The 18,075-nt window shown below is 73.1% G+C and carries 17 protein-coding genes; 12 read left to right on the top strand and 5 right to left on the bottom strand.

Going from position 1 to position 18,075, the window contains the following annotated elements; all coding sequences use genetic code 11:
• Nucleotides 1-37: 37 nt before the first annotated feature.
• From ACGFI8_RS19135 to ACGFI8_RS19125, 3 genes are all read left to right on the top strand, one after another.
• On the top strand, nucleotides 38-514 hold the full coding sequence (locus tag ACGFI8_RS19135; protein ID WP_392806532.1) for a GbsR/MarR family transcriptional regulator: 477 nt from the start codon (nucleotides 38-40) through the stop codon (nucleotides 512-514).
• A 109-nt stretch (nucleotides 515-623) separates the two neighbouring features.
• Nucleotides 624-815: a hypothetical protein gene (locus ACGFI8_RS19130; protein WP_392806531.1), complete on the top strand. Its 192-nt coding sequence runs from the start codon at nucleotides 624-626 to the stop codon at nucleotides 813-815.
• A gap of 351 nt (nucleotides 816-1,166) precedes the next feature.
• Nucleotides 1,167-2,597 carry an IucA/IucC family protein gene (locus ACGFI8_RS19125; RefSeq protein ID WP_392806530.1) on the top strand — a complete coding sequence of 477 codons (1,431 nt, stop codon included), beginning with the start codon at nucleotides 1,167-1,169 and terminating at the stop codon, nucleotides 2,595-2,597.
• Nucleotides 2,598-2,618: 21 nt separating this feature from the next.
• Here ACGFI8_RS19125 and ACGFI8_RS19120 read toward each other — a convergent pair whose 3' ends face one another.
• Nucleotides 2,619-4,412 carry a substrate-binding and VWA domain-containing protein gene (locus ACGFI8_RS19120; RefSeq protein ID WP_392806529.1) on the bottom strand — a complete coding sequence of 598 codons (1,794 nt, stop codon included), beginning with the start codon at nucleotides 4,410-4,412 and terminating at the stop codon, nucleotides 2,619-2,621.
• A 120-nt stretch (nucleotides 4,413-4,532) separates the two neighbouring features.
• On the opposite strand from ACGFI8_RS19120, the gene def reads away from it, so the two are divergent.
• Nucleotides 4,533-5,054, top strand: coding sequence for a peptide deformylase (gene def / locus ACGFI8_RS19115; protein WP_392806528.1), 522 nt, complete (start codon nucleotides 4,533-4,535; stop codon nucleotides 5,052-5,054).
• Here def and ACGFI8_RS19110 read toward each other — a convergent pair.
• A complete protein-coding gene (locus tag ACGFI8_RS19110; RefSeq protein WP_392806526.1) occupies nucleotides 5,014-6,183 on the bottom strand; it encodes a type III PLP-dependent enzyme in 1,170 nt (389 codons plus the stop codon). The two genes, def and ACGFI8_RS19110, sit on opposite strands and share 41 nt — an antisense overlap.
• Nucleotides 6,184-6,241: 58 nt before the next feature.
• On the opposite strand from ACGFI8_RS19110, the gene ACGFI8_RS19105 reads away from it, so the two are divergent.
• The 7 genes from ACGFI8_RS19105 (at nucleotide 6,242) to ACGFI8_RS19075 (ending at nucleotide 15,834) form a co-directional block, all read left to right on the top strand.
• The gene (locus ACGFI8_RS19105; RefSeq protein ID WP_392806524.1) at nucleotides 6,242-7,450 is read left to right on the top strand and encodes a hypothetical protein; all 1,209 of its coding nucleotides are present in this window, start codon (nucleotides 6,242-6,244) and stop codon (nucleotides 7,448-7,450) included.
• Between the two features lie 94 nt (nucleotides 7,451-7,544).
• Nucleotides 7,545-11,207, top strand: a complete 3,663-nt coding sequence (locus tag ACGFI8_RS19100; RefSeq protein WP_392806522.1) for an SNF2-related protein — start codon at nucleotides 7,545-7,547, stop codon at nucleotides 11,205-11,207.
• A complete protein-coding gene (locus ACGFI8_RS19095) occupies nucleotides 11,200-11,988 on the top strand; it encodes a hypothetical protein (protein ID WP_392806520.1) in 789 nt (262 codons plus the stop codon). The genes ACGFI8_RS19100 and ACGFI8_RS19095 overlap by 8 nt, the downstream gene beginning before the upstream one ends.
• 165 nt (nucleotides 11,989-12,153) lie before the next feature.
• Nucleotides 12,154-13,683, top strand: a complete 1,530-nt coding sequence (gene ahcY / locus ACGFI8_RS19090) for an adenosylhomocysteinase (protein ID WP_392806519.1) — start codon at nucleotides 12,154-12,156, stop codon at nucleotides 13,681-13,683.
• A 205-nt stretch (nucleotides 13,684-13,888) separates the two neighbouring features.
• The gene (locus ACGFI8_RS19085; RefSeq protein WP_392806518.1) at nucleotides 13,889-14,311 is read left to right on the top strand and encodes a dihydrofolate reductase family protein; all 423 of its coding nucleotides are present in this window, start codon (nucleotides 13,889-13,891) and stop codon (nucleotides 14,309-14,311) included.
• Nucleotides 14,312-14,446: 135 nt separating this feature from the next.
• Nucleotides 14,447-14,881: an MFS transporter gene (locus tag ACGFI8_RS19080; RefSeq protein ID WP_392806516.1), complete on the top strand. Its 435-nt coding sequence runs from the start codon at nucleotides 14,447-14,449 to the stop codon at nucleotides 14,879-14,881.
• Nucleotides 14,882-15,258: 377 nt separating this feature from the next.
• Nucleotides 15,259-15,834, top strand: a complete 576-nt coding sequence (locus ACGFI8_RS19075; RefSeq protein ID WP_392806515.1) for a hypothetical protein — start codon at nucleotides 15,259-15,261, stop codon at nucleotides 15,832-15,834.
• Between the two features lie 60 nt (nucleotides 15,835-15,894).
• Here ACGFI8_RS19075 and ACGFI8_RS19070 read toward each other — a convergent pair whose 3' ends face one another.
• On the bottom strand, nucleotides 15,895-16,056 hold the full coding sequence (locus ACGFI8_RS19070; RefSeq protein ID WP_392806513.1) for a hypothetical protein: 162 nt from the start codon (nucleotides 16,054-16,056) through the stop codon (nucleotides 15,895-15,897).
• A 203-nt stretch (nucleotides 16,057-16,259) separates the two neighbouring features.
• Nucleotides 16,260-16,646, bottom strand: a complete 387-nt coding sequence (locus ACGFI8_RS19065) for an ATP-binding protein (protein WP_392806511.1) — start codon at nucleotides 16,644-16,646, stop codon at nucleotides 16,260-16,262.
• 169 nt (nucleotides 16,647-16,815) lie between these two features.
• On the opposite strand from ACGFI8_RS19065, the gene ACGFI8_RS19060 reads away from it, so the two are divergent.
• Nucleotides 16,816-17,691 carry an NAD(+)/NADH kinase gene (locus tag ACGFI8_RS19060; RefSeq protein ID WP_392806509.1) on the top strand — a complete coding sequence of 292 codons (876 nt, stop codon included), beginning with the start codon at nucleotides 16,816-16,818 and terminating at the stop codon, nucleotides 17,689-17,691.
• A gap of 7 nt (nucleotides 17,692-17,698) precedes the next feature.
• On the opposite strand, the gene ACGFI8_RS19055 is transcribed toward ACGFI8_RS19060, so the two are convergent.
• On the bottom strand, nucleotides 17,699-17,962 hold the full coding sequence (locus ACGFI8_RS19055; protein WP_392806507.1) for a UBP-type zinc finger domain-containing protein: 264 nt from the start codon (nucleotides 17,960-17,962) through the stop codon (nucleotides 17,699-17,701).
• Nucleotides 17,963-18,075: the final 113 nt, after the last annotated feature.

The raw sequence follows: 18,075 nt of genomic DNA, 5'->3' as shown, positions 1-18,075 counted from the left end.
AAGTTGTGAAAGTTCAAAAGTTGATAAAGTAATGTGTATGACACAGCGAGACCCCGCCGGCGTGAACACCTTCATCGAGCGGTTCGCCTCGGCGTTCACCGAGGCCGGCGTGCCCCGGATGGCGGCGCGGGTCTTCGCGGCCCTGCTCGCCGCCGACAGCGGCCGCTGCACCGCCGCCGAGCTCGCCGAGGCGACGCAGGCCTCCCCCGCCGCCATCTCCGGCGCGGTGCGCTACCTGCAGCAGGTAGGCCTCGTCGTGCGGGAGCGCGAACCCGGCACCCGCCGCGACGTGTACGTCGTCCACGACGACGTCTGGTACGAGGCGATGTTCTCCCGGGAGCCGCTGCTGCAGCGGTGGTCGGCGCTGTTCTGGGCCGGGGCGCAGGCGCTCGACCTGGACACCCCGGCCGGGCGGCGGGTGGCGGAGACCGCGGAGTTCTTCGACTTCTTCATGGCGGAGATGCCGGCCATGATGGGCCGCTGGAAAACCTACCGGGAGCAGCGCCGGTCCTGATATCGGCCGTGGCCATGACACGGCCCGGGCCGCGGCAGGTCAACGCCCTGCCGGACGATGTTTCCACCCGGAAACGGGACCGTGACCGGCCCCGCCCGGGCGCAGACTGGTGAGGTGGGGTGCGCCGGTCGTCGGCGTGCCGGCGCACCCCACCTCAACGTGGTGGCCGTCGTCGGCGGCCGTCCTCGGCGGCTCCTCGACCGGCTGCGCCGTGCGGGACGCCGCGAACGCCATGATGAACGACCAGGGCGGGACCGCGCCGGACGCGTTCGTCACCGCGCCGGTCGGCGACAGGTGGTAGCCGGTCGCCCCGGCGATCGCGGCCCGGTCACCGGGGGTGAGCTTGCTCAGCACCTGCTGCGAGGCGGCAGGCCGCCCATCGGCGGGGGCGCCACCGCTTCCGCCGAAGGCGGGTCGGCCGGTTTCGGCGGGGTCACCGGCTGGGCGGCCGGTGCGCCGGCCGCCAGTTTGTCGAAATCTCCATCTTCGAGCCTCCAGAAGCGTCCGTGCTCCAAGCTGATCCTCGCCTACATGACAGCATTTGCGCAGGTGAACCGGCAGCCCGATGGTCGGGGCGGACAACATCGGCCGAACGGCGGACACGGATCCCACCCGCCTCAGCGCCACCGCGCGGCGCACCTAGACTCGGCGGGTGGACGCACCCGCACCCGACGTGGACGAGACCCTGCGCGCGCTGCGGGCGCACCGTCACGACCTCGTCGCCGATTTCTCCGCGGCGGTACCGCGGGCCAGAGCGGCCGTCCTCACCCGCCTGTGGGGCGCCCTGTGGCGCGAGGACATCGTCGCCACGAGCCGGCTGGGCGGCGCGCCGCCGCCGCTGTTCGGCCCGGCCGTCGCCCGGGTCGTCGCCGACAGCGTCACGCACGACGACCCCGGCGCCCTCGCCGCCGCGCTCGGCCTGGCCCCGCAGCTGGTCCGGGAGCTGGACAACTCGGTGGCGAACCTGGCCCTGGCGATGACCGCCCCGCCCAGCCCCGGCGGCACGCTCGCCGACGCCGAACAGTCCATCGTGGACGGTCATCCGCTGCATCCGTGCTGCCGTACCAGGATCGGGATGAGCACCCTGGACGTGCTGGCGTACGCGCCGGAGCACCACCCGACCGTGGCGCTGCGCCTCGTCGACGTGGACCCGGCCCGGTGGCGCACCTCGGGCCGGCCGGTGCCGCCGCGGCTGCCGATACACCCGTGGCAGCTGCCCCGGGCCCTCGCGACGGGGCTGGTCCGCGACGCCGGCGTGGACGTGCCGGCCCGGCCGCTGATGTCGCTGCGCACGCTGCAGCCGATCGGCACGCACTGGGCGGGGCTGCACCTCAAGACGGCGGTCGAGGTGCAGATGACCAGCGCGGTGCGGACCCTGTCCGCCCCGGCGGTGCACAACGGGCCGCCGGCGTCGCAGCTGGTGGCGGAGCTTTCCCGGCGTACACCGGGAATCCATGTGCTGCGGGAACTGTCCGCCGGCACGGTGCTGGACGCGGCCGGCGAGCCGCAGCGGGCGCTCGGCGCGATGTGGCGGCAGGCGCCCCCGGCCGGCGCGACCGTGGTGCCCCTCGCCCTGCTGCCGCAGCGGCCGGACCTGCTCACGCCCGGGTTCTTCGGACAGCTGGTCGACCTGATGGTGCCGCCGCTGCTGCGGCTGCTCGAGCTCGGGGTGGCGCTGGAGGCGCACGGGCAGAACACCCTCGTCGAGATCGCCGACGGCCGCCCGGTGCGGCTGCACTACCGCGACCTGGGCGGCATCCACGTGCACGAGGGCCGGCTGCGCCGGGCCGGGTTCGAGATGCCGCCGCTGATCGGGGCCCTGCCGACCGGCGACGAGGACGCGCTGCGCACCAAGCTGGTCGCGGCGGCGTTCACGACCGTGCTGTACAGCCTGGTCGCCGCCCTGGGCAACGAACGGCTGTGGGACCTGGTCGCCGCCGCCGCCCGCGCCTCGGTCGGCCCGGCCGACGCGGCGGCGCTGTTCGGGCCCGAATGGCCGCTGAAGGCGACGGCGGCGATGCGGCTGGCCGCCGATCCGCTCACGGACCGCTGGTGCCGGGTGCCGAACCCGATCCAGCGCTGACGGCGGCCAGCTCGCCGAACCTCAGACCTTGCCGAAGATCGCCGTGAGCAGCACCTCGTTGATGTCGAACGCGGTCTTGGACGTGTACAGGGTGCCGCCGCTGGCCCGGGAGATGTCCTGCAGCGCGGCGAAGTCGGCGTCGTTGCCGTAGCCGACGGTGACGATCGGGACCTTCTTGTCGGAGGTGGCGTTCGCCTCCAGCTTGCCGCGCAGCTGGTCCAGGCTCAGCCCGCCGGTCGTATCGTCGTTCTTGCCGTCGGTCATGAGCACGACGAGGTTCGTCGCGTCCGGCTTGTACGCGTCGGCGACGGCCTGCTGCGCGGCGGCCGCGGTGTCGTACAGGCCGGTGTCGCCGCCCGGGGCGAGCTTGTCGATCGCGGCGAGCATCTGGTCCCGGCGGGTCGTCTTGCCCGCCACCGGGTCACCGACCCGGCCGATCGGCACCAGCTGCTTGTAGTCCTGGTTGCCGACCTGCCTGGTGGAGAAGACCCACAGGCCGGCGTTGACGTCGCCGTCGAACAGGGTCACGGCGGCGTGCGCGGCGTCCTTGGCCAGCTGCATGCGGGTCTTGCCGGTGCCGGGGACCTGCTCGCCCATCGACCCGGACACGTCCAGCACGAGCAGCACGTTGGTGGGGCGGGTCAGCGCCGTCCACGTGTCCATCGACTGCTTGACCGACTCGGGCAGCAGGACCGCCCGGGGCACGGTCTTGATCCGGGCGCTGAACGAGGAGTTGCCTGACAGCGCGGCGCCGCCGACCCGGTTGGGGTCGCGGTACCCGGCGTCGAGGAACACCTTGCGGCCCTCGGGGCTGCGGGCGTACGTCACGAACGCCTTCGCCACGTCCTGCCGGTCCTTCTTCGCCCACGGCGCCTCGAGGATCAGGTACGGGTTGTCGGCGTCGGCGCTGCCGTTGGACGGGTACACCGCGACCAGCGGCGTGTGCGGGTTGGCCTTGTTGTAGGTCAGCACGTCCTGCTCGAGGGCCGGGAACGCCGAGACGTACTGCAGGCCCTGCGCCTCGCCCTGCTTGTCGGCGGCGGCGAGGCCGGCCAGCAGCTGGGCGGTGGTGTCGGTGTAGACGGCCCGCTCCTGCTTGAGCTTGGCCAGGGTGGCCTGCTCGTCGGGGGTGACCTCGCCGTCGTCGTTGCCGTCCAGGATCGCCATCAGCGCCAGCAGCCCGGCCGTGGACTGCAGCGGGTCGCTCATCCCGAACTTGAACTTGCCCCATTCGGGCTTGCTGTACTTCGCCCAGCCGTCCGGGTCCGCCGCCACCTTGTTGATCATGTCTTGCCAGGAGATCTCGCTGTCGGGCCAGCCCAGCGCCTCGGCCATCGGCTTCGGCATCGCCAGCACCGACGGGGTGCGGGCCAGGCTGGGCTGCAGGTCGGGCATCATCCGCTCGGCGATCGCGGCGGTGGAGGCGCGCCGCACCCAGGCGCTGGAGTCCGGCACCCACACGTCCGGCGCGGTGCCGGTCTTCGGGTCCCATTCGGTGCCCAGCGCCTGCGCCATGACGGCGGTGTCGCGGCCGGACACGGACACGTGGGCGCATTGCCCGGCGACGGCCGGGTGGGTGCCGGCCCACCTGGTGGCCAGGCCCTCCAGCAGGGTGGCCGTGGCCGGCGACGCAACGATCGTCGCGGTGACCGAGCCCGTGCACGAGCTCTTCGTGATCCGGGTCGCCGCGTAGGCACCGCCGGCGCCGACGAGCACGACGACGAGTCCGCCGATGATCCACAGGGTGAACCGACGGCGCTGAGCTGGGCCGCGGCGGTGTGACCGCACGTCCGCCTTTTCGGCCGTGTAGGCCATGGGTGTGCCTCCGGGGGTGGGAAGTCGGCATAGTGTAGGCCGTCGTCAAGTGGGGTTCACGCGACCCCGACCCGGCCGGTGACCGGCACCGATGCGACGGTGGCCGCGTAATCTCGGACCGTGACGATCCGACCCATCCGCGTGCTCGGCGACCCGGTGCTGCGGACCCCCGCCGAGATGGTGACCTCATTCGATGCCGAGCTGCGGGCGCTGGTCCGCGACCTGCTCGACACGCTGACCGGCGAGCCGGGCCGGGCCGGGGTCGCCGCACCGCAGATCGGCGTCGGCGCCCGGGTGTTCTCCTACGGCGCGAACAAGGTGCTCGGCTATCTGGTCAACCCGCGGATCACCGCCCGGTCCGGGCTGCAGGACGGCGACGAGGGCTGCCTGTCGATCCCGGGCCTGGCGTTCCCGACGCCGCGGGCGCTGCAGGTCACCGCCGAGGGCTTCGACGAGCACGGCGAGCCGGTCACGGTGACCGGCACGGGCCTGCTCGCGCGGGCGCTGCAGCACGAGACCGACCACCTCGACGGCGTGCTGTACATCGACACGCTCACCGGCGACGCCCGCCGCCAGGCGCTGCGGGCGGTGCGTTCGGCGTTCAGGCCGGGGACCGGCCCGGGGACTCGTCCAGGATCGTGAAGGCGGGGTGGGCCAGGCGCAGGAAGTCGTGGTGGGCGACCTCCCAGCCGTACGCCCCGGTGTCGCCCAGCAGTACCACGTCCCCAGCCCGGATCCGCTCGACCGGCACGTCGGCGGCCAGCACGTCGCGGGGGTTGCACTGCTCCCCCGCGACCGTGACCCGCGCGCCGGTGACGCCGGGTCGTTCGAACCCGTACGGCCAGTCCTCGACCGGCAGCACCGTGAACGGGTGGCTGTAGCCCCACGACGCCGGCAGCCGGAAGTGGTGGGTGCCGCCCCGGATCACGGCGAACCACCGCCCGTGGCTGCGCTTTACGTCGACGACCTCGGCGGCGTAAAAGCCGGCCGGCGCGGCGACGTACCGCCCGGGCTCGACGACCAGCCGCGCCCCGTGATCGAGCGCGAGGTCGCGCAGCCCGCCGGCGAGCGCGTCGAGGTCGAACGCGGCGGCGCCGGTGACGTCGACGCCGAACCCTCCCCCGGCGTTGATCAGCGGCGCGTCGACGCCGAGGTCCCGGGTCGCCCGCAGCGACCACGCGACGCAGTCGCGGATGAACGCGGCGTGCGCGGCGGCGTCGAGGTTGTTCGACACCGCGTGCAGGTGGAAGCCGAGCAGCTCGTGCCCGTCGCGGCGGGCCAGCCCGGCGGCCGCCGGCACGTGCTCCTCGGCCATCCCGAACTGGGTCGGCGCCCCCGACATGCGGTGCGAGCCCGGCAGCGCCGCGTGGGCCCGGTTGACCCGCAGGCAGATCCGGGCCGGCCCGGCCACGGCGGCGAGCCGGCGCAGCTCGTGCACGCTCTCCACGTTGATCACGGCCCCGGCCGCGACGGCGGCGCGCAGGTCGCCGTCGGTCTTGGCGGGCCCGCTGAACAGCGTGAATCCCGACCCGGCCGCCACCGCCGCGGCGAGCTCCCCGCCGGAGGCGACCTCGAGACCGTCGCCGGCCTCCAGCGCGGCCCGGACCACCTCCGGGTGGCCGTTGGCCTTCATCGCGTACGCGACCAGGGTGCCCTCCGGCAGTGCCCCGCGCAGGGCGGCGATGCGGGCCCGCACCGTCGGCAGGTCGTAGATGTAGGCGGGCCGCGGCCCGTGCAGCGCCGCACGCACGACACGTGGAGCAGGTGACACGGCACTCCGTTCAGGTCGGGTCAGATCGGGCCCGGTACGCACAGTAGGCTTCCCCGCGATGCGCCTCATCGACGCCCGCGACCCGATCGCGTTGTGGCAGTACGCGGAACGGTATCTCGGCGTCGGGACCCGCACGTACAGCCCCTACGCCGCGGACCTGGACATCGCCGAGGAGTACCACCCGCAGCGGGGAACGGCGACGTTCGAGCTCCCGACGTTCCGCGTCCCGGCCGGGCTCGGCGCCTACCGCCGCGCCGCGATCCCGTCCGCCCTGCACGAGCTGTACGCCGGCGACGACGGCATCCTGCTGCCGGTACACCCGAACACCCTGGACAGCCCCGCACTCCTCGGCGCCGGCGAGCTGTCGCGGTGCGCCCCCGGCCCGTCGCTGACGGTGGTGCCGTCGGCGAACGCCCGCACGGTCTTCGTCACCGCCGTGGCCGGCCGCCCCGTCGAGCCGCACTTCGTGAAGCTGCACTACCCCCGGCGCCTGTCGCGCTTCACCCGCCGGCTGCGCCGCCCGGTGATCGAGCTGCAGCTGTGGGTGTCCGACGAGCTGGTCCGGGCCGGCCTGCCGGTCCTGCCGGAGGTCGGCGGCGGCTGGTTCGACCCCGGCCTGGGCGAGGACGCCTGGGGGTTCCTGGTCCGCTCGGCGCGCCCGCTGCGGGAGGCCCCGCCGGTGACGGTGCCGCTGTTCGCCCTCTACGGCCGGGACCTGCACGCCCCCGGCGACCCGACACTGCTGGAGCAACTGGTCCCGGCGTTCGGCGAGGACCCGGCCGAGTTCGTGGCGAACCGCATCATCGTCCCGATGGTCCGTCTGTGGTGCGAGACCGCCCGCGCGACGGGCTGCCCCCTGGAGACCCACGGCCAGAACACTTTGTTCGCCTTCGACCCGGCGACAAACCGGACAAAAGTGTTGTACCGGGACTGCGCGATCTACGTCGACAGCACGCTCCGCGCGGCCGCCTCCCTGCCCGGCGGCCTCCCCCCGGCGAACGTCATCCCCCGCGACGTCCCCCTGGCCGCCGACGAGGTGTTCAGCCTGACGTACGACAGCTTCATGGGCCACCACGCCCTGTCCTACCTCGCGACCTTGGCCCAGGACGCCTGGGCCGTGCCGAAACGCGTCCTGCACGAGGCCGCCCGGGCCGCCTTCACAACGCCCGACCTCCTCCCGGCAACGGTCTTCTACTACGACAACGTCCTGCACGAAAACGGCGACTGGAAGCTGATCGACACCGGCGCCCCTCCCGTGTGGCGCTGACCCCTGGTCCCTCCCGGCCGGTCCCGTGTTTCCCGGTGCCGGCGGCCGGGGCGGCACGCACGATCGGCCCCGCCGGCACAGTAGGGTCGGACCGGTGATCGTCGTGCACGGCCTGGTGACCCCGGACGGCAGGCTGGCCTGCTGGGCCGAGACCACCGAAGCACCGATCCTCCAGCGCGTCCCGACCTCCGTCGCTCGTGCCACACCCGCACCTTCGACCGCTCTTCTCGCGCCCGTGACCCCCTCTCCAGCCATCGCCGACGAGCCGGCCGCGCCCACCGACGGGGGCGCACCACGCCGTTCTCACCGGGACGCCCCCGTCCCGCACCCGTTCGCCGTCCTTCCTCCCCTCCCCGGCACCGTCACGACCGCCGACCTGCTCCTGCCGTCAACCCCCACCCGCCCGGCCGCGTCCCCGGAGCTCACCGAGCACCTGCCCACGACCCGCTCGCGCGCTCAGCCGGCCACCCGCCGCCAGACGACCTGGACGGTCCCGATCGTCGTGCTGCCCCCCGGATCCGACCCGGAGGCCCTCCTCGCGACCGCCCCGGACCTCCGCCCCGGCTCGTCGATCGGCTACCTGGCCGACGTGGCCTCCTTCGCCGCGAGCCTGGTAGACCGCGGCCGTGTCCTGCCCACGCTCACCACCGAGTCGACGCCCACGACGGAAGCGGACGCACCGCCCGACGAGGCCAAGTCGCCGGCCGCGACCAGACCAGGCCCTCGCAGCGGGCCGCTGCCCACCGCCGCCGCGGCTACCAACACCGGTCCAACCAGTGCCGGGGCCGCTGACGTATGGACCGTGGAAGCGCCGACCTCCGCCACTGCGGCCACCAACGCCGCAGCCGCTGGCGCCCGGACCAGCCAAGCGCCGGCCACCGAGGCGGCGGCCACTGCCGCAGCGATCACCGGTGCGGTGACCGCCGACGCTCCGAGCAGCGGTGCGGCAGCAGCGCGCGACCCGGCGGCCGGGTCCGCGGCCGGCGCCGCACGCTCGCGGTCCGTCGCCGGCCCGGCGGCACGTTGGCGCCCGGCGCTGTGGGGTGCCGACGCCGCAACGTTCGATGCCCTGTGCCGCGCGATGCCCGGCGTGGCCCGGGCGGCGGCGCCGTGGCCGGCCGATGCCGCGACCCGGACCGCCCTCGACGTGACGGTCGACGCCCTGGTCCGGGCCCGCCTGCGCAACCGCCCCCTGCTCACGGATGGTCAGGTCCGCCACGACACGGTCGTACGCGCCTGGCTCGCGGCCCTCACCACCCCCGACGCCGGCCTCCGCACGGCCGTGACGACCACTGCTGCCGGCGATCGCCCCGCCCTGGACCGGGCTGACCCGGGCCGGACCGGCGAACGCACCGAAGCGTTCGGTGCTGCGGAGGCTTTCGCAGCGGCGGGAACCTCGGCCGTCGCGGAAGCCTCCGGCGGCGGGTCCTCGGTGGCGATCCCCGAAGGGCCCGAGGTGGCGCGCCTGCGCGAGGTCGTCAAGCGGTGGGCCGGCAGCGGGCGGCCCGCGCCCGTGCGCACCTGCTTCCGCCTCACCTACGTCGAGGACCCCGACGACGAGGCGCAGGCCGCGGCGGCGCGGGACGACGGGGTGTGGCTGGTGGAGTTTCTGCTGCAGCCCGCCGACGAGCCGGGGCTGCTCGTCCCGGCCGAGGACGTGTGGCACGACGCGGCGTCGCCGCTGTTCCGATGGGTGGACTACCCGCAGGACGTGCTGCTGGCGGACCTCGGCCGGGCGAGCCGCCTGTGGCCGGACCTCGACGACGCGTTGCGGGTGCCGCGGCCGGTGTCGCTGCGCCTGGACACCGCCGGCGCGTACCGTTTCCTGACCTACGCGACCCTGCTGCACGACGCCGGCTTCGGGGTGCTGCTGCCGGCGCAGTGGCAGCGCCGCCAGGAGCTGGGGCTGACGCTGACGGTCCGCACCCGGCAGCCGGCGGCTCCGGTGCTGCGCGACACGACCGCGAACCGGGACGCGATCGTCGCCTACCGGTGGGGGCTGGCGATCGGCGACGAGTTTCTCAGCGAGGCCGACCTGGCCGAGCTGTCCCGGGCGAAGGTGCCGCTGGTGCGGCTGCGGGGCCGCTGGGTGCACCTGGACCGGGAGCGGCTGCGGGCTGGGCTGGCGTTTCTGCGCCGCGGCGGTCGCGGCGAGATGACCGCGGGCGAGGCGATGCGCCTGACCCGGCTCGTCCCGGACGGGGACCTGCCGCTGCCGGTGACCGGGGTGGACGGTTCGGGCTGGCTCGCCGACCTGCTGACCGGCCGCGCCGTGGAGCGCCTGGAGCTGCTCGACGAGCCGCCGTCGCTGGCCGGGCGGCTGCGCCCCTACCAGCGGCGGGGCCTGTCGTGGCTGGCGTTCCTGGACTCGCTGGGCGTCGGTGCGCTGCTCGCCGACGACATGGGGCTGGGCAAGACGGTGCAGGTGCTGGCCCTGGAGGCGCATCTGCGCGGGCAGGGTCCGCGGCCGCCGACGCTGATCGTGTGCCCGCTGTCGGTGCTGGGCAACTGGCGCCGGGAGATCGAGCGGTTCACGCCCGGCCTGACGGTCCGCGTCCATCACGGCAGCGCCCGCCCGGGCCGGGCCGGCACGCCCGACCCGGCCGATCTGGCCGGCGCGGACCTGGTCCTCACCACGTATCAGGTGGCGACCCGCGACGTGGACGTCCTGGCCGCGATCGCCTGGGACCGGGTGGTGCTCGACGAGGCGCAGCAGGTGAAGAACGCGGCCGGGGTCACCGCGCGGGCGATGCGGCGGCTGCCGGCCCGGCACCGGGTCGCGCTGACCGGCACCCCGGTGGAGAACCGGCTCACCGAGCTGTGGTCGATCGCGGACTTCCTCAACCCGGGCCTGCTGGGCGAGGCGAGCATCTTCCGGGCCCGCTTCTCGGTGCCGGTCGAGCGGTGGGGCGACGCCGACGCGGCGCGGCGGCTGCGCCGGGTGACGCGCCCGTTCCTGCTGCGGCGGGTGAAGACGGACCGGGCGGTGATCGCCGACCTGCCGGAGAAGCTCGAGCGGCGGCAGTGGTGCAACCTGACGCTGGAGCAGGCGACGCTCTACCGGGCCGTGGTCGACGAGCTGTTCGTGAAGCTGCGGGAGGGCCGGGCCGGGCCGCAGCGCAAGGGTCTGGTGCTGTCGGCGATGACGAAGCTCAAGCAGGTGTGCAACCATCCGGCGCACCTGATGGGCGACGGTACCCCGCTGCCAGGCCGCTCCGGCAAGCTCGCCCGGCTGGAGGAGATCCTGGCCGCGGCGCTGGCGGCCGGCGACCGGGCGCTGGTGTTCACGCAGTTCGCCCGGTTCGGCCACATGCTGGTGCCGCACCTGGCCGACCGGCTCGGCACGGGCGTGGAGTTCCTGCACGGCGCTACGGCCAAGGGGGCCCGCGACCGGATGGTCGAACGGTTCCAGGGCGGCGACGGCCCGGGTGTGCTGCTGGTGTCGCTGAAGGCGGGCGGGACCGGCCTGAACCTCACCGCCGCGAACCATGTCGTGCACGTGGACCGGTGGTGGAACCCCGCCGCGGAGGCGCAGGCCACCGACCGGGCGTTCCGCATCGGTCAGCGCCGTGACGTGCAGGTCCACACGTTCGTGTGTATCGGCACGATCGAGGAGCGGGTCGAGCACATCATGGCGGGCAAGCGCGACCTCGCCGGGGTCGCGGTCGGCAGCGGGGAGGGCTGGCTCACCGGCCTGTCGACCGACGACCTGCTCGACCTTGTGACGCTGTCCCCGGAGGCGGTCGAGGATGCCTGAGCGCAGCTGGTCCCACCAGTTCATCGTCATGCTGGAATCGTTGCGGATGGGTACGACATTTTCTCAGGGCCGCCGCTACGCCCGCTCCGGGCAGGTACGCTCCGTGACGATCTCGACCAGTATCGTGACGGCGCTTGTCGTGGACGACGACGGCGAGACGTACCGTGCGAGAATCGGCGTCAAGGCGTTCACCGCCGCCGACTGGGCCCGCATCGAGCGCGCCCTGGCCGGCGAGGCGATCCACGCGGCGAAGCTCCTGGCCGGGCACCTGCCTGACGACCTCGACACGATCCTGGCCGGGTTCGGCCTGTCGCTGTTCCCGCAGAGCCTGTCCGAGATCGTCCTGGACTGCTCGTGTCCCGGCTGGCAGAAGCCGTGCCGGCACCTGACCGCGGCCTGCTACGTCCTGGCCGAGGAGTTCGACGCCGACCCGTTCGGCATCCTCGCGTGGCGCGGCCGCGGCCGCGACGAGCTGCTGGAATCGCTGCGCGCCCACCGCGTGTCCGCCCTGGGGCACATCGCCGGATCGACGCACCCGGCATCGCTCTCAGAAGAGCACAAAAGCACCGGATTCGGTACCTTCTGGCAGTCCGGCCCCCGGCTCAGCGCCCCCGATCCCGCCGTCCCCGGGTCCGTCCACCGCGGCGACGCGATCCTCGAGCAGCTCGACCCGCTCCCGCTCACCGCCGGCCGGTTCGACGTCACCGACCTGCTACGTGGCGCATACCACACATTCACGGACAGCAACCTCGGGTTGCCAGACCACCGCGCCGGCCGGTAACTTGAGAACTGCGGCGCAACATGGCCGCGGTCAGGGCCGAGAGGCGCTGCGACGGACCCCGGCAATCGCCACGCACCACCATCACCAGCCGGATCCGCCACGCTCGGCCACTACTGACTCCCTTGACCCAAGGGCGCCTCCTGTCACCGGGAGGTGACCTCAGGTATGTCCGAAATCCGGTCCAACGACTCCACCGCGACCGCCCCTGCGCACATCGCGGGCGGCCACCCGTACCTGCAGCGGCGCAACGACGTCGAGTTCGCCGTCGCCGACCTGTCGCTCGCCGCGGCCGGCCGCACCCAGATCCGCCTCGCCGAGCACGAGATGCCGGGCCTGATGGCCACGCGCCGCGAGTACGCCGCAACCCAGCCGCTGCGCGGCGCCCGCATCGCCGGGAGCCTGCACATGACCGTGCAGACCGCCGTGCTCATCGAAACCCTCGTCGCGCTCGGCGCCCAGGTGCGGTGGGTGTCGTGCAACATCTTCTCCACCCAGGACGAGGCCGCGGCCGCGGTCGTCGTCGGCCCGCACGGCACCGCTGAGCAGCCCACCGGCACCCCGGTGTTCGCCTGGAAGGGTGAGACGCTGCAGGAGTACTGGTGGTGCACCGACCAGCTGTTCCAGTTCCCCGGCGACAACGGCGAGATCCTCGGCCCGAACATGATCGTCGACGACGGCGGCGACGCGACCCTCCTCGTGCACAAGGGCGTCGAGTTCGAGACCCGCGGCGCGGTGCCGCAGGCCGGCGAGGACGACGACACGGAGTACCGCATCATCCTGGAGACCCTCGCCGCAAGCCTGGCCCGGGACCCGCAGCGCTTCACCCGCGTCGCCGCCGGCGTGCAGGGCGTCACCGAGGAGACCACCAACGGCGTGAAGCGGCTCTACAAGCTCGCCGACGCCGGCGAGCTGCTGTTCCCGGCGATCAACGTCAACGACTCCGTGACGAAGTCGAAGTTCGACAACACGTACGGCATCCGGCACTCGCTGCTCGACGGCCTGAACCGGGCCACCGACGTCATGCTCGCCGGGAAGCTCGCCGTCGTGTGCGGCTACGGCGACGTCGGCAAGGGCGCCGCGGAGGCGCTGCGCGGCATGGGCGCCCGCGTCGTCGTCACCGAGATCGACCCGATCTGCGCGCTGCAGGCCTCGATGCACGGCCTGCCGGTCGTACGGCTCGACGACGTCATCACCACCGGTGACGTCTTCATCACCACGACCGGCAACAAGGACATCATCAGCGCCGCCCAGCTGGCCCGGATGAAGCACAACGCGATCGTCGGCAACGTCGGCCACTTCGACAACGAGATCGACATGGCCGGCCTGGCCAAGCTGCCCGGCGTGACGAAGTCCGAGGTCAAGCCGCAGGTCCACGAGTGGACGTTCCCCGACGGCCGGTCGATCATCATCCTGTCGGAGGGCCGCCTGCTCAACCTCGGCAACGCCACCGGCCACCCGAGCTTCGTCATGTCCAACTCCTTCACCAACCAGACGATCGCCCAGATCGAGCTGTTCACGAAGCCGGAGTCGTACGCCAGGCAGGTCTACCGGCTGCCGAAGCACCTCGACGAGAAGGTCGCCGCGCTGCACCTCGACGCGCTGGGCGTGCGCCTGACGGAGCTGACGAAGGAGCAGGCCGAGTACATCGGCGTCGACGTCGCCGGCCCGTACAAGCCGGAGCACTACCGCTACTGACCGCCACCCTGTGGCAGCACACCCCTCGGTCCACGACCGCCGCACGGCGGTCGTGGACCGAGGGCCCGCCACCCCGGCCTCTCCCCACCCGCGCGGCGTGTCGCAGCGACGCGCGGCAGTTTCCGCGCTTCGCCGCGGCGAGCGATGAATCCGGTGCGACCACCTCGTCAAAGGACGGAAGATCCTGTAGACGGAGGTGCACACCATGGCGACAATCCTGTACTCCGCGACGATGTCCCTGGACGGGTTCATCGCCGGCCCCGGCGGCGACATGGGCTGGCTGACGCCCCACCTCGCCCCGAACCAGCTCGTCGACGACCTGATCCCCCGCATCGGCGCGCTGATCGTCGGCAACCGCACGTTCGGCGGCGACGACCCGCACAAGGGCACCGACAAGGCCGGCAAGCCCTTCGGCGGCGGCTGGAACGGCCCCCAGTTCATCGTCACGCACCGCCCCCGCCCGAACGCGGACGGCATCACGTTCGTACCCGACGTCCCGACCGCCCTGCGCGAGGCGAGGTCCGCGGCCGGCGACCGCTACGTCAACGTCCTCGGCGCCGACATCGCCCGCCGTCAGGTGAGGCCGCTGCCCGACAGCAGAACGTGGCATGCCGGCGCGCCGACGTAGGGCGGGCGGGCGGCGAAAAGCGGTGGTGAGCGGGCGGCGCCGGGCGTACAACTCCCGGGTGTTCAAGATCCTGCGCAAGCCGTATGCGGCCGGGCTCGCGGCGACGAACCTGCTCGTCCGCCTCGCCGGTGGGCGGTGGCCCTCGCGCTGGTGTTGTTCGCCGAGACGACCCGGGGCTCGTTCGCGGCGGCGGGCCTCGTCGCGGGGTGCTTCGCCGTCGGTACCGCATGCGGCGCGCCGCTCACCGGGCGGCTCGTCGACCGGCTCGGCGCCACCCGGGTACTGCTCGGCACGGCCGCGATCCACGCCGGGGCGCTGCTGGCGATCGCCGGCCTCCCGCACGCCCCGCTCGGCGTGGTCACCACCGCGGCGGTGCTCGCCGGCGCCGCCCGCCCACCCGTCGCGGCCTGGATGCGCGGGATCTGGGTCGCGATCCTGGACGACGAGCGGGAGCGTCGCGCGTCGTACCGCTTCGAAAGCGCATTACTGGAAATCGGGTTCATCGCCGGGCCCCTGATCGCCGGTCTCGTCGCGGCCCTCGGCCGCCTGGCCTGGTGCTCACCGCCCTGATCGCCGGCGCGGCCACAACCGTGTTCGCGCTGCTACCGCCCGCACGCACCGCCGCGAAACACCACCCGGCCGCCGCGCCGTCACCAGGCGTGACGAGACGGTCGGCAGCAGCGCCGTCGAGAGCGCCGTCGAGATCGAGGTCGCGGGCCGTCCCGGCGCCGGCGATGGTCTCGACCGAGAGCGCACCGGCCCAAGGCACGCCGTCCGAGAATGCACAGGCAGTCAGCGGACCGTCCCACAGCGCGACGGGCGACAACGCCGGGTCGGACCGTGCGGCGTCCGGGAGCGGGGCGTCCGCAAGGGTGTCCTCTCCAACCACGTTGCCGGGGACCGCGCCGCGAGGCACGGCACCGTCGCAGACGCAGGCAAGGGCGCGGATGGCGGCGACCGGGTCGCCGCTCGGGGCGTTGCGTTCCGGCGTCATCCGGACGCTGGTCGTGTCGCGCACCGCGCTCGGGGTGACGATCGGGGCGGTGCAGGTCACGGCAGCCGGGTTCGCCGCCGGGCAGGGGCGGGCCGGGTTCGCCGGGGTGCTGCTCGGCGGGTTCGCCGTCGGCAGCCTGATCGGCAGCGGCGCTCTGCGGCTGCGACCCACGGTGCTCGCGGCGGTCACGTGCGCCGCGCTGGCGCCGCTGCTACTGCCGGTCGGATTGTGGTGGCTGGCCGTGTTGTTCGCGGTGGCGGGGGCGCCGCTCGCGCCGTTGAACGCGATCGCGTACGAGATGACGGAGCGCGCCGCGCCCGCCGGGACCGCAACCGAGGCCCGGATGTGGACGAGCACGGCGACGATGGCCGGCACCGCGCTGGGTACCGCCGTCGCCGGGGCCGTCGTCGAACACGGCTCGGCGCGCACCGCGGTGCTGGTCGCAGTGGTGGGTGCAGTGGCCGCACTCGCCGTCGACGCGCTCGGACGGATTGGTGATGCCGGTAATCCAGCAGGGGGCGGCACCTGAACCTGGACCGGCTGGGACCAAGCAGGAGAGGCCGGCAACCGGGGCGGACGGGCGGGACGGTCAGCGGCGCTGCCACACGCCCGCGTCGGCGGTCCAGCACAGCGTCGTCACCGCCTGCAGGACCAGGCCGCCGGACAGGGCCGGGGTCAGGTACAGCTCGTCGGCCAGCGAGCGGATGATGTGCAGGCCGCGGCCATGCTCGTCGAGTACCGAATCGAACAACGGGTCAGGCCCCGGGTCCACGGTCTGGTCGACGGGCGTGCGGGTCGCGGAGCCGGCCGCCGGAGCCGACAGGGGGGCCGGGGCCGGATCCGGGATGTTCGCTGCCCGTCGTGGTGCCGGTCGGCGGGGAATCGGGTGCGAAACCCGGCGCCGCGCCCGAAAGCGACCCGCCAACGGGCGAAGAACCGGGCAAATCGTCTGAATTACCTAAATACACCGGGCCGGGTGAAACCGCCGGAGAAGGGCTCGGACGCACCAAACGGTGACTCGGCCAACGCCGAGCCGGCCAGCGGCGAAGCCGTCAACGGCGAGGCTGCCGGCAGAGCACCGCAGAAGCGGCCACCCGGCGAGGAGTCCGCGCGCGGCGACGACGGTCGCAACCATGCCGGGTCGACCACCGCGCCCGCGTTGACAACGTGGATCACGCACCGCTCGCTGGTCACGTCGATCGTGATCTCGTAATCGTCGATCTGCAGCGCATGCGCGATCACGTTCGCGCACGCCTCGGTCAAGATCAGACCTATGTCGTCGCGGCGCAAACCGTCCACGCCCAGCGTGTGCAGGGCCTGATCCAGCAGCCGGCGCGCCATCGGCACCTCGCGGCGTCGCATGGCAGGTGCAGCGCCAGCCGCAGCGCGATCGACACACAACCCCCTCAACGTCGGCCCCATCGTCAGACCCACACCGCCATCCCCACCCGGGACGGGCGAGGATAAGCCGCCCCACGCCAAGCCACATACACGCCGTAGACTTGCACCAATGGGGATGGTGCACACCGTCGGGCTAGTCCTGCATCCACGCCGCGACTCCAAACCGGCCATCGACGCCATCATCGACTGGGCCCGGGCACGCGACGCCACCGTCCTCGGCCTACCGGACGAAGTCGACCGCATCGACTGCAGCGCCGTCGCCGTCGAGGCCGACGACCTCGTCGGCCGCGCCTCCCTCGTCGTCAGCCTCGGCGGCGACGGCACCATGCTGCGCAGCATGCGCCTGCTGTCCGGCAAACCCACCCCCGTCCTCGGCGTCAACCTCGGCCGCCTCGGCTTCCTCGCCGAAATCGGCGTCGACGAACTCCCCGAAGCCCTCAGCGCCATCGACGCCCACCGCTTCACCGTCGAACCCCGCATGGCCGTACGCACCCAACTGCCCGACGGCACCAACGTCACCGCCTTCAACGACATCGCCCTCGTCCGCACCCCCGGCCACGGCCTCGCCGCCATCGCCATCTCCATGCAGGGCTACCCGTTCGTCCGCTACTCCGCCGACGCCCTCATCGTCGCCACATCCACCGGCTCCACCGCCTACAGCTTCTCCGCCGGCGGCCCCATCGTCTCCCCCACCGTCGAAGGCATCCTCGTCGTCCCCGCCGCCGCCCACTCCGCCTTCAACCGCGCCCTCGTCCTATCCCCCAACGAAGACCTCGACCTCGAACTCCTACCCTCCAGCGGCCGCCTCGTCGTCGAAGTCGACGGCGAAGTCCTCGGCGAACTCAACCCCGGCGACACCCTCACCGTCTCCGCCGCCCCCGCCGCCGCGAAGGTGGTGCGCCTCGGCTACACCACCTTCTACGAACGAGCCCGCAGAAAGCTCCAGGTCAACGGCAGCCTCGAAGTCGAACTGCCACTCTCCTGACCTACCACTACCCGTGGGCCCGCTCCGGCAGACCGGACACCCGCAGCAACGCCTCATCGGCGTAACACCACACCCAGTCCTCACCCGGCTCGAACGACTGCACCAACGGATGCCCAGCACCGTGAAAATGCGCCGTCGCATGCTTCGCCGGCGACGAATCACAACACCCCACGTGCCCACACGTCAGACACAACCGCAAATGCACCCACCGGCCACCCACCGCCAGACAGTCCTCACAACCATCCGCCGACGGCTCGACATCATTGATCATTTCCAGATGGTCACAACCATTGCTCACGCCACCACCGTAGCCCCCACCAGGCCCCGCCCGCGGCCCACGCACCAGACCCGCACAACCATTCGTCGCACGCCAAAACCCGTGGT

The sequence above is a fragment of the Dactylosporangium sp. NPDC048998 genome (assembly GCF_043197855.1).
In the GTDB taxonomy this organism is placed as follows: Bacteria; Actinomycetota; Actinomycetes; order Mycobacteriales; family Micromonosporaceae; genus Dactylosporangium.
Note: the sequence above shows the minus strand (reverse complement) of the source record. Positions and strands in the feature narration are given on the sequence as shown.